The organism is Actinomycetospora sp. (assembly GCF_055612215.1).
Genome location: NZ_JBVPVA010000259.1, coordinates 1 through 10,479 on the forward strand (window position 1 = coordinate 1; position 10,479 = coordinate 10,479).

The window sequence follows — 10,479 nt, forward strand, 5'->3', positions numbered from 1 at the left end:
CCCGACCACCGCGGTCGCCCCGACGACGACGGCGAAGGCCACGACGACCGCGAAGGCGGCCACCACCACGACCGTGGCCCCGACGACCACGACGACGCCCTCCGAGCAGGCGGTGCTCGCGGCCGGTGAGTGACACCCGCACGTGACACCCGCCCCGTGATCCCGGCGCCGTGACCTCCGGCGCGTCGACGCCGGAGCGGGAGGCCCTGCCCTGGGAGGTCTGGGCGCTGCTCGCGGGCAGCTTCCTCGTCGCCGTCGGGTTCGGCATCGTCGCGCCCGCCCTGCCCGTCTTCGCCCGCAGCTTCGGCGTCGGGGTGACGGCCGCCGCGGCCGTCGTCAGCGCCCTGCCGGTCCTGCGGCTGCTGTTCGCGCCGGTCTCGGGCCGGCTCGTCGCCCGTGTCGGCGAGCGTGCGACCTACCTCGCGGGCCTGCTGGTGGTCGCCGCCTCGACCGGGGCGTGCGCACTCGCCACGAGCTACGTCCAGCTGCTGGTCTTCCGCGGGCTCGGCGGCATCGGGTCCACCATGTTCACCGTCTCGGCGTTCTCGCTGATCTTCCGGCTCGCCCCGGAGGGCCGACGGGGCCAGGTCAGCGGCCTGTTCACCGGCTCGTTCCTGCTCGGCGGGATCTCCGGACCGGCGCTCGGCGGGGCGCTCGTCGCGGTCGACCTCCGCGCGCCGTTCGTGGTCTACGCGGTCGCCCTCGTGGTGGCGACCGCCGTCGTCGGGGGCCTGCTCGCCCGCTCCACCGGGGTCGGGGTGCGCGCGCCGGACCCGGGCGTGGAGCCGCTGACGATCGCCCGGGCGCTGCGCCGGCCGACCTACCGGGCCGCGCTGGCGTCCGGCCTCGCGACCGGGTGGGCCGTGCAGGGCGTGCGGGTCGCGCTGGTGCCGCTGTTCGTGGCCGTCGCGCTCGGCCGCGAGCCGGTGTGGGCCGGGGTCGCCCTGACCGTGTTCGCCGTCGGGGACGGCGCGATGCTGCTCGCCACCAGCGGGCTCTCCGACCGCCGGGGCCGGCGCCCCGTCGTCGTCGCCGGGCTCGCGATGGTCGCGGCGGGCACCGCGTGCCTGGGGGTGCTGCCGGACCTGGTCGTGCTGCTCGTCGCCTCGCTGGTCGCCGGGGCGGGCGCGGGACTGCTCCAGCCCGCGCAGGGGGCGGCGGTCGCGGACCTCGTCGGGTCCCGGCGCTCCGGTGGCCCCGCGCTGTCCGGCTTCCAGATGGCCTCCGACGTCGGGGCGATCATCGGGCCGCTGGCCGCGGGGGCGCTCGCCCAGTACGCCGGGTTCACGGCCGCCTTCGGGGTCTCGGGGGCGGTCGCGCTGGCCGCCATGCTCGTCTGGCTGGCGACGACCGAGCCCGACGTCCGCACGGGTGCGCCCAGCTCCACCGCGTGAGGCGTGGTTCACCCCTCGCACCCGGGGGCACCCGCCGCCCATGAGCAGCGGCGCCGGGGTCCCGGACGGGATCGTCGAGACCTACGGGGACGCGCTCGAGCAGGCCCTCGACGGGGTCGACCCGCAGGCGCCGCTGTGGTGCTTCGGCGACCAGCTCGGGCCCGCCGTCCACGGCCTGCCCCAGCACGCGGACCGCGAGGTGGTCCTCGTGGAGTCCTCGGCCGTCCTGCGCCGCCGCCGCTACCACCGCCAGAAGCTGCACCTGCTGCTCTCGGGGATGCGCCACCTCGACGACGAGCTCGGTGACCGCGCCACGTACCACCGCACCGCGACCTACCGCGAGGCGCTCGAGAAGGTCGGCCGGCCCGTCGTCGTGCACGAGCCGACGTCCTGGTCCGCCCTGGAGTTCGTGGAGACGCTGCGCGACGAAGGCCTCGTCGCGGCGGTCCTCCCGACGACGACGTTCGCGCGCCCCAAGGCCGAGTTCGCGGCGTGGGCGGGGACGGGCTCGTCGTTCACGATGGAGACCTTCTACCGCAACCAGCGGACGCGCTTCGAGGTGCTGATGGAGGGCGACTCCCCGGTCGGCGGGAAATGGAACCTCGACCACGACAACCGGCAGCCGCCCCCGAAGCGGGCGCGCACGCTGGGTGTGGCGGAGCCCTGGTTCCCCGACGAGGACGCGATCGACGAGGCGGTCCGCGCCGACCTCGACGCGATGGCGCTGGACACCGTGGGCAGCGACGGCCCGCGCCGCTTCGCCGTGACCGCCGACGAGGCCCGGGCCGCGCTGCGCCGCTTCGTCGACGAGCGCCTCGACCCCTTCGGCCCCTACGAGGACGCCGTGCTCGCCGGGGACTGGACCATGGCGCACTCGCTGCTCTCGGTGCCCCAGAACCTCGGCGTGCTGCACCCGCTCGAGGCCGTCACGGCCGCCGAGCAGGCCTACCACGACGGGACGGCCCGCCTGAACTCCGTCGAGGGCTTCGTCCGCCAGGTCCTCGGGTGGCGCGAGTACATCTGGCACCTGTACTGGCACTTCGGGAAGGGCTACCACCGCAACAACACGCTGGGCGCGGAGAAGAAGCTGCCGCGCTGGTGGACCGAGCTCGACGGCGACGCCGTCACCGCGGCCTGCCTCTCGCACACGCTGAACGAGGTCCGCGACCGCGGCTGGGTCCACCACATCCCGCGGCTGATGATCCTGGGCAACCACGCGCTGCAGCGCGGCTACCGCCCGAGCGAGCTCTCGGAGTGGTTCACGACGTCGTTCGTCGACGGGTTCGCCTGGGTCATGCCGCCCAACGTCGTCGGGATGAGCCAGCACGCCGACGGCGGGCGCCTCGCCACCAAGCCCTACGCCTCCGGCGGCGCCTACCTCAACCGGATGACCGACCACTGCGGGGACTGCGCCTTCGACCCGAAGGTCCGCGTGGGGGAGAAGGCCTGCCCCTTCACCGCGGGCTACTGGCAGTTCGTGCACCGCCACCAGGACCTGCTGCGCGCCAACCAGCGCACCGCCCGGGCCGTCGCGAGCATGGACCGGCTGAAGGATCTCGAGGCGGTCCTCGAGCAGGAGCACGGGCGCCGCGACTTCTGAGGGGGCACGACCCCTCATGGCCGCCTGACCCGGCCTGGCTACGGTGGTGGACATGGCCAGGAACCAGCAGGCGGGCCGGTCGCGGCCGAAGACGTCGGGCGGGGCGCCGGCGGGCCGGGGGCGCAACCCGGTCTCGAGCGGGCGCCGGTCCCCGTCGGTGGGGAAGTCCCGGACGCCGACGATCATCGCGGTCGTCGTGCTCGTGGTCCTCGTCGGCGTGATCGCGGTGGCCGTCTACTCCGCGAACGCGAACAAGACCGCGGCGCAGCCGGCCAACCAGCCGATCACGCCGGTGTCGGCCACCTACCAGACGCGCGTCGACGGCACCGTCGTCGTGGCGGGCAACGGCCCGACCACCCTCGACGTCTACGAGGACGCGCTCTGCCCGGCCTGCAAGCAGTTCGAGTCCCTCGACGGGCAGAAGATCACCGACGGGCTGAACGCCGGGAAGCTCACCGTCCGGTACCACATGGTCAACCTGCTCGAGCAGAACTCCACCCCGCCCGGCTACTCGACCCTCGGCGGCAACGCGATCATGTGCGCGGCCCAGAACGGGGCCTTCCCGACGCTGCACAAGACGCTCTACGACCGCCAGCCCGAGGAGGGCGGCGCGGGCTACACCGTCGACGACCTGGTGACCCTCGGGAAGAACTCCGGCGCGGGGCCCGGCTACGAGGCCTGCGTGCGCGGCAACACCTACGCGGGCGCGGTGGCCCAGAACTACCAGCAGGCGTCCACCGACCCGGCCCTGCAGCAGCAGTCCGGCGGGAGCAAGGGCTTCGGGACGCCGACGATCGTGGTGAACGGCAGGACCGTGAGCCCGAACGACCCGGCCCTGGCGGCCGCCCTGGGGTGACGCCGGGCGGTCCACCCCCCGTGGTCACGAGCGGCCACCCGCGGTGTACCGTTTCGCGGCGTTGGGGCTGTGGCGCAGCTGGTAGCGCATCACACTGGCAGTGTGAGGGTCAGGGGTTCGAGTCCCCTCAGCTCCACCCACGGATGTACGAGGCCCGCCGGCCACCAGGTCGGCGGGCCTTCGTCGTCTCCGGACACGCCGTCGTACGACGGACTGTCGTTGATACCGTCACCCGGCGAGCCGCACGGCCCGCGGGCGGTTACGATCGCCGGGTCAACCAGCGCGGCCCCACACGTCCGGGGCCGCCGCCAGAGGAGGCACCCGTGGGCAGGAGGCATCCGTGACGGCCGTCGCACCGAAGCCGATCTCGACCACGCCGTACCCGGCGCGGGAGTCGAAGCGCGGCTCGTTCGTCGGTCGGATGCTGAAGACGACCGACCCCAAGGATCTCGGGATCCTCTACCTGATCACGTCGTTCGCCTTCTTCCTGATCGGCGGACTGATGGCGCTGCTGATGCGCGCCGAGCTCGCCCAGCCGGGCCTGCAGTTCCTCTCGGTCGAGCAGTACAACCAGCTGTTCACCATGCACGGCACGATCATGCTGCTGCTGTACGCGACGCCGATCCTCTTCGGCTTCGCCAACTACATCGTGCCGCTGCAGATCGGGGCGCCCGACGTGGCGTTCCCGCGGCTGAACGCCTTCTCCTACTGGCTGTTCCTCTTCGGCGGGACGATGGTCGTGTCCGGGTTCTTCACCCCGGGCGGGGCCGCGAGCTTCGGCTGGTTCGCCTACTCGCCGCTGTCGGACTCGCTCTACACCCCCGGCTACGGCGCCGACCTCTGGATCGTCGGCCTCGCAGTCTCCGGTCTGGGCACCATCCTCGGCGGCGTCAACTTCGTGACGACGATCGTGTGCATGCGCGCCCCGGGCATGACGATGTTCCGGATGCCGATCTTCACGTGGAACATCCTCGTGACGGTCGTGCTCGTGCTGCTCGCCTTCCCGATCCTCACCGCCGCGCTGTTCGGCCTGCTGGCCGACCGCCACCTCGGGGCGCACATCTTCGACCCCGCCAACGGCGGCGTCATCCTCTGGCAGCACCTGTTCTGGTTCTTCGGGCACCCCGAGGTCTACATCGTCGCGCTGCCGTTCTTCGGCATCGTCACCGAGATCTTCCCGGTGTTCAGCCGCAAGCCGATCTTCGGCTACAAGACGCTGATCTACGCGACGCTGTCGATCGCGGCGCTGTCGGTCGCGGTGTGGGCGCACCACATGTACGCCACCGGGGCCGTGCTGCTGCCGTTCTTCTCGTTCACGACGTTCCTGATCGCCGTGCCGACCGGCATCAAGTTCTTCAACTGGATCGGCACGATGTGGCGGGGTCAGCTGACGTTCGAGACGCCGATGCTCTTCGCGGTCGGCTTCCTCGTGACGTTCCTCTTCGGTGGCCTCACCGGCGTCCTGCTCGCCGCGCCGCCGCTGGACTTCCACGTCTCGGACTCGTACTTCGTCGTGGCGCACTTCCACTACGTGCTGTTCGGCACGATCGTGTTCGCGACCTACGCCGGCATCTACTTCTGGTTCCCGAAGATGACCGGCCGGATGATGAACGAGCGCCTGGGCAAGTTCCACTTCTGGGCCACGTTCGTCGGGTTCCACACGACGTTCCTGGTGCAGCACTGGCTGGGCAACGAGGGCATGCCGCGCCGCTACGCGGACTACCTGCCCTCGGACGGGTTCACCACGCTGAACACGATCTCCTCGATCGGCGCGTTCATCCTCGGTGCGTCGACGCTGCCGTTCATCTGGAACGTGTTCGCGAGCTACCGCTACGGGCGCCCGGTCGAGGTCGACGACCCGTGGGGCCACGGCAACTCGCTGGAGTGGGCGACGTCCTGCCCGCCGCCGCGGCACAACTTCACCGAGCTGCCCCGGATCCGCTCCGAGCGCCCGGCGTTCGAGCTGCACTACCCGCACCTCACCGAGCGCATCCGCATGGAGGCGCACGTCGGGGGCGACGGCGCGAAGAGCATCGGTGAGGCCGCCGCGGGCGTCACCGGGCAGGAGCACATCCCGGGCAGCGACCCCCGGAACCGTTGATCGACGCCTGCCATCGCCGAGGAGGCTCCGAGATGGCCGACCACAGGACTCTGCCACTGGACACCGACGAGGCCAGGGCGCTGCGCGCGATGGCCCAGGAGCTCACCCGCGACGACCCCGACCTCCTCTCCGAACCCACCTGCTGCGGAGCCCGCGCGAGCCTCCCGCAGCTCATCGAATTCGGTGTCTACCTGCTCGCGATCGGTCTCGTCGCGGGGCTGATCGTGGCCTGTCTCGGGCCGCTGTCCGCGTTCGTCGTGGGCGCGGGCCTGCTCGTGGCGGCGACCATCAAGGCGGCGACGAGTCGTCCTGGATGACCGGCGTCGTCACCCCGGGAGGTGGGGTGGCGCTGGGTGCGGTCATCGAGCTGTTGCCGAAAGTGACGCCCGATCGTCCTCGCTGTCGGTGTGCAGCAGGAGCATCGTGGCGCGATGAACCTGGTCATTCACCCGCTCGACCCGGACGACGCCCAGCACGCGAGGCCCCGCCGCCCGGTCACGGCTCCGGGCAGGGATCCCGCGCCGCCTCCGACGACGGTGCCCAGCCCCTCGGCGCGGATCAGCCGACGCCCTCTCGGGCGGGGCTCGGGAGCGCTGTTCACCGTCGCGGGTGCTGTCGGAGCTCACGACGCCGCGATCCTGAGCCGGTGCCTACACACCCAGCTCGACCAGTGCGCCGCGACGGCTCCCGAGGCGTCGGCGGTGATCGTGCTCGACCTGACCGAGATCGAGTCCTACGGCTCGGAGCTGGTGGAGCTGCTGGTGGTCGCCGAGCAGCGCGCGAGGACGCTCGCGGTCGGCCTGCACGTGCTCGAGCTCGGTCGCAGTGGCCTGCGCGAGCAGTGGCAGACCCGTCGCGGCCCTGGATCGGATCCGGTCTGAGCCGCGCCGATGACCCCGCGAGCGGGGCAACCGCCGTGGCACTGGCAGCGGCCGGACCGGCTCCGTGACCGCTGGGTGAGCGCTTGTCCGTCGTGCCGTCGCCCAGCCATCGCCAACTGATTGCCCCGCCTGCGCTCCGGGAGAAGAATCGGCGACTGTGCTGGGTACCGCGGGGTTGCAGGTTCTGGCGTCCTGCGTTGCCCGGGAACGGACGCGGCTTGGACATGGACGCGCCGGCCGGAGCTATGACCGCCTGAGGAACGACCCTCGAGCGGGCCATCTGCTCCTGCCAGGGCCACGGGAGGCCCGCGAAGCAAATCATGAAGGTCGAGCAGTCGGCCCGCGATGATCCGTCCGGTCGTCGCAACATCAAGCTGGAGCAGCCGGTGAGCCTCGAGCGGGTGCGCCTGCCGTGCCATGTCATCGGTCGCGAGCGGGATTCTGCCCGGGCCCCACGGAGGGACACGGGGACCGAGGCTCCGGCCTCACTCCTCGGGCGGGATGTCCTCCGGATCGACTCCCACCCGGCGGTGGATCTGGCACTGGTCGTTGGTGACCATGTCGACCTGAACCGCCGTCTGCAGAGCGCGCCCTGCCATTAGATCGATCAGTTCCCGCACGCTCGCGGGGACGAGCCTCACACGCGCGACCGGTCCCACGCGATCGGCTCAGTCGCTGCTGCGCTCGAGGACGGCATCGAGGAAGGGCCCGAGGTCGATTCGGGCCTGGTTGATGACCGGGCCGAACTGCTCGAGCAGCCCGTCATGGATGTCGGTGACCGCGGCGATGACGAGGGCGAGGTCGGCGATGTCGAGGACCCGGCTGCCGCCGCGGTGACCGCGGCGGATGTCCTCCCAATTCACCGCGACCAGTCCGGTGCCCGGCTCGGTGGTGATCGTGACGTCGTTGCCCAGCCACTCGAGGTGGCTCGGGACGCCGTGATGGTGGTCCTGACCCATGTCCTTGCGTGCCCACCTCCAGACCCGCCTAAGCGCTGCGGTAGTGATGTGCCCGGCCGGGGATGTCCGGCGCGTCGTGGACCGGGCGGTGAAACCGGTCGGGTTCCGTGCTCGAGACGACCTCCTCGACCATTGTCGAGCGCGGTACTCCGCGTGGTGGACGCGGTCGGCAGTCTGTCGACGGCAAGACTGGGCAGGTCCAGAGGGACCACGCCGTACACCCGCTGGTCATCAGATGGGGGGCCTGTCGACACACATCCGCACGAGTACTCGCCTGATTCAAGAGCGAGTACTCAGGTGCGAGTACACGCCCCCGCGCCAGCAAGGACGTGGGTTCGCCACCAAAGGCCATCGCCGCCGGAGTCCCCGAACGCGACCTGTAGCTGCGGTCGCTGGCGCTCGCGCGCCTCCATGGACCCCTACGTTGAGGCCGTTCGCACCTTCGACCCCACCAGCGCGACCCACTGGCTCGGCTGAACGGAGGGGACATGCCCGTGGACTCGGAGCCGTCGGACTTCGACGATCTCGATCGGGGGATTCTGCACGCTCTGCAGGTCGATGCACGCGCTCCGTTCCGTCGCATCGGGGAGGTCCTGGGGGTCTCTGACCAGACGATCGCCCGACGCTATGCGCGTCTGCGTCATCGACGGGCGCTGCGGGTGCTCGGGATGTCGGACCCGGTGGTCGTCGAGGAGCAACAGTGGCTGTTCCACCTGCGGGTGGCGCCCGACGGCGCCGAGGAGATCGCTGACGGGCTTGCCGCGCGGCCGGACACGTCGTGGGTCGCGCGCTGCGCGGGGGGCGCGTCGATCGTTGGCACGGTGTACGGCGCGGGCGCGGAGCCCTTGCTGCTCGACACGCTGCCACGTACTCGCCAGGTTCTCGACGTGGCGGCCGATCAGGTCCTGCGGATCTTCTACGGTGGGGCGGGGCAGCCGTACTCGAAGCCGGGACCGTTGAGCGAGGAGCAGGTCCAAGCACTGGCTCGACATCTCCCCGAGTCCACCACCGACCCGATCGCCGAGCCGGCCACCGGGTCGACCACAGAGCAGATCGCGGCGACCACCGACCGGACCGGATCGGGGGTGGCGCTCGACGCGGTCGACCGCCGGCTCCTCGCGGTCCTGCGCGGCGATGGGCGGGCAACGATCGAGCAGCTGGTGGAGTCCACCGAGGCGTCCGCGTCGACGGTGCGACGTCGGCTGCAGCTCATGCGCTCCAGCGGAGTCCTGCGCTTCGACGTCGATGTGATCCCGGCGCTGCAGGAGCTGACCGCGCGCACGTTGGTGTTCGCGATGGTCGCGCCCGCCGAGCTGGGTCGGGCCGGGGAACTGGTCGCCGAGCACGGCGAGGTCGGATTCGCCGCGGCTACCACCGGATCCAGCAACCTGTTCTTGAGTGTGTCCACCTCTGGGCTCCCGGCGCTCTACGACTACCTGACCGTGCGGCTCGGGGAGCTCCCGGAGCTGCGGTCGCACTCCGCGATCCCGGTCCTTCGCACTGTGAAGGCAGCGACCACGCGCTACAGCGCCCGAAGGCCCGGCGCCGGAGACCGCTCGGCCTGACGATCTCTCGGCGACCTGCCTCCGATGGGTGTCCCGGTGCACCGGGCCTGGCGTCGAGATGTGACCGCCCTTGCCGCGCCTGTGTCGATATCGCGTCACTTCTGCGCCTGCACGGGCCAGTCACAGCGATAGTTATGCACACTTCGAGTCGTACCGGTGTTCGGGACCGGAGTAGCCCGAGGGAGGGCATCAGGGTGGCGGCTTACGCGCCGGAGATGTGGAGCGAGCTGTTCGTGGCCACAGCGGGCGCGATGGCGGCGCTGGCCGGGTTGATCTTCGTGGCGGTGACGCTCAACCACGAGGAGGTCCTGGCCAGCCCCGGGCTCCCGCCGCTGGCGGCGCGCTCGGTGGGGACCCTGCTCGCGCTGGTGGTGATGAGCACCTTCGGGCTCGCCCCCGGCCAGGACGCCGACGTGCTTGGGGTGGAACTGGTCGTGCTGGGAGGTGTGGTCACCATTCTGCTGGTGGCCTCCACACTGCGGGCCAGCTCCCCGGACGACCCCACGCGCTACGCCGCTGTGCTCACCGCGATCTCGTTGATCTCGAGCCTGCCGATGGCGATCGCGGGGTTGTCGCTGCTGCTGGGCTGGGGCGGGGGGCTGTACTGGGTCCCCGCCGAGATCCTCACCGCGCTGGGCGCGTCGATGTACGGCGCCTGGGTGCTGCTCATCGAGATCCGTCGCTGACGACCGTGAGACCACAGCTAACCGGGCCTGGTCCTGGTCGGCTGACACACCTCGAAGCGACCGGGACAACAGGCACGACCAGCACCGAGGTCATGATCGTCGCCGCAGGGGCGATCGGAATGAGCACAGCAGCGTTCCCCGATCCACACCGTCTTCCTCACCGCCGGGCTCCCGGTCCTACTCGTCGCGCAGCCATCCACTGCTGGTGCGCTCTCGCGGTTTCCGCGCCCACCCCGACACGCAACCACGTCTGTCACCCAGGTCCGAGCACTCGAATCCGACACCGAAGGAATCAGGCACACCATGTCCGAGCTCAAGGTCCTCATCGCCGGCAGCGGTCTGGGCGGGCTGACCCTCGCCCAGTCGCTGCGCGGCCACGACATCGACGTCGCGCTGTTCGAACGCGACGCCAGCCCCTGGGACCGTCCCCAGGGCTA

At 71.2% G+C, this 10,479-nt stretch carries 11 protein-coding genes, 1 tRNA gene and 1 pseudogene; 12 read left to right on the forward strand and 1 reads right to left on the reverse strand.

Going from position 1 to position 10,479, the window contains the following annotated elements:
* The first annotated feature begins 170 nt into the window (after nucleotides 1-170).
* The 8 genes from AC0CYZ_RS07125 (at nucleotide 171) to AC0CYZ_RS07160 (ending at nucleotide 7,434) form a co-directional block, all read left to right on the forward strand.
* Nucleotides 171-1,394, forward strand: a complete 1,224-nt coding sequence (locus AC0CYZ_RS07125; protein ID WP_472213717.1) for an MFS transporter — start codon at nucleotides 171-173, stop codon at nucleotides 1,392-1,394.
* Nucleotides 1,395-1,434: 40 nt separating this feature from the next.
* Nucleotides 1,435-2,994 carry a cryptochrome/photolyase family protein gene (locus AC0CYZ_RS07130; RefSeq protein ID WP_472213719.1) on the forward strand — a complete coding sequence of 520 codons (1,560 nt, stop codon included), beginning with the start codon at nucleotides 1,435-1,437 and terminating at the stop codon, nucleotides 2,992-2,994.
* A gap of 52 nt (nucleotides 2,995-3,046) precedes the next feature.
* Nucleotides 3,047-3,850, forward strand: a complete 804-nt coding sequence (locus AC0CYZ_RS07135; RefSeq protein ID WP_472213721.1) for a DsbA family protein — start codon at nucleotides 3,047-3,049, stop codon at nucleotides 3,848-3,850.
* A 63-nt stretch (nucleotides 3,851-3,913) separates the two neighbouring features.
* Nucleotides 3,914-3,986: transfer RNA gene (locus AC0CYZ_RS07140), tRNA-Ala, on the forward strand.
* Nucleotides 3,987-4,190: 204 nt separating this feature from the next.
* Entirely contained in the window at nucleotides 4,191-5,951 is a 1,761-nt protein-coding gene (gene ctaD / locus AC0CYZ_RS07145; RefSeq protein WP_472213723.1) for an aa3-type cytochrome oxidase subunit I, read from the forward strand.
* A 32-nt stretch (nucleotides 5,952-5,983) separates the two neighbouring features.
* Entirely contained in the window at nucleotides 5,984-6,268 is a 285-nt protein-coding gene (locus tag AC0CYZ_RS07150) for a DUF3040 domain-containing protein (protein ID WP_472213726.1), read from the forward strand.
* Nucleotides 6,269-6,382: 114 nt separating this feature from the next.
* Nucleotides 6,383-6,832 carry a hypothetical protein gene (locus AC0CYZ_RS07155; RefSeq protein WP_472213728.1) on the forward strand — a complete coding sequence of 150 codons (450 nt, stop codon included), beginning with the start codon at nucleotides 6,383-6,385 and terminating at the stop codon, nucleotides 6,830-6,832.
* A 320-nt stretch (nucleotides 6,833-7,152) separates the two neighbouring features.
* Nucleotides 7,153-7,434, forward strand: a complete 282-nt coding sequence (locus tag AC0CYZ_RS07160; RefSeq protein WP_472213729.1) for a hypothetical protein — start codon at nucleotides 7,153-7,155, stop codon at nucleotides 7,432-7,434.
* Between the two features lie 66 nt (nucleotides 7,435-7,500).
* Here the strand turns inward: AC0CYZ_RS07160 and AC0CYZ_RS07165 are convergent, their stop codons facing one another.
* The gene (locus AC0CYZ_RS07165; RefSeq protein ID WP_472213731.1) at nucleotides 7,501-7,791 is read right to left on the reverse strand and encodes a hypothetical protein; all 291 of its coding nucleotides are present in this window, start codon (nucleotides 7,789-7,791) and stop codon (nucleotides 7,501-7,503) included.
* Between the two features lie 488 nt (nucleotides 7,792-8,279).
* Here AC0CYZ_RS07165 and AC0CYZ_RS07170 point away from each other — a divergent pair.
* From AC0CYZ_RS07170 to AC0CYZ_RS07185, 4 genes and pseudogenes are all read left to right on the forward strand, one after another.
* Nucleotides 8,280-8,420: pseudogene (locus tag AC0CYZ_RS07170) on the forward strand (AsnC family protein); the annotation flags it as partial.
* A gap of 39 nt (nucleotides 8,421-8,459) precedes the next feature.
* The gene (locus tag AC0CYZ_RS07175; RefSeq protein WP_472213736.1) at nucleotides 8,460-9,356 is read left to right on the forward strand and encodes an Lrp/AsnC family transcriptional regulator; all 897 of its coding nucleotides are present in this window, start codon (nucleotides 8,460-8,462) and stop codon (nucleotides 9,354-9,356) included.
* 194 nt (nucleotides 9,357-9,550) lie between these two features.
* A complete protein-coding gene (locus AC0CYZ_RS07180; protein WP_472213733.1) occupies nucleotides 9,551-10,042 on the forward strand; it encodes a hypothetical protein in 492 nt (163 codons plus the stop codon).
* Nucleotides 10,043-10,345: 303 nt separating this feature from the next.
* Nucleotides 10,346-10,479, forward strand: a 134-nt coding sequence (locus AC0CYZ_RS07185) for an FAD-dependent oxidoreductase (RefSeq protein WP_472213738.1), incomplete at its 3' end; no start/stop codon positions are given.

Excerpts from the sequence above, each read along its gene's own strand:
- AC0CYZ_RS07130 (WP_472213719.1), top strand. The coding sequence starts at position 1,435 with ATGAGCAGCGGCGCCGGGGTCCCGGACGGGATCGTCGAGACCTACGGG.
- AC0CYZ_RS07135 (WP_472213721.1), top strand. The coding sequence starts at position 3,047 with ATGGCCAGGAACCAGCAGGCGGGCCGGTCGCGGCCGAAGACGTCGGGC.
- AC0CYZ_RS07150 (WP_472213726.1), top strand. The coding sequence starts at position 5,984 with ATGGCCGACCACAGGACTCTGCCACTGGACACCGACGAGGCCAGGGCG.
- AC0CYZ_RS07155 (WP_472213728.1), top strand. The coding sequence starts at position 6,383 with ATGAACCTGGTCATTCACCCGCTCGACCCGGACGACGCCCAGCACGCG.
- AC0CYZ_RS07160 (WP_472213729.1), top strand. The coding sequence starts at position 7,153 with ATGAAGGTCGAGCAGTCGGCCCGCGATGATCCGTCCGGTCGTCGCAAC.
- AC0CYZ_RS07165 (WP_472213731.1), bottom strand. The coding sequence starts at position 7,791 with ATGGGTCAGGACCACCATCACGGCGTCCCGAGCCACCTCGAGTGGCTG.
- AC0CYZ_RS07175 (WP_472213736.1), top strand. The coding sequence starts at position 8,460 with ATGTCGGACCCGGTGGTCGTCGAGGAGCAACAGTGGCTGTTCCACCTG.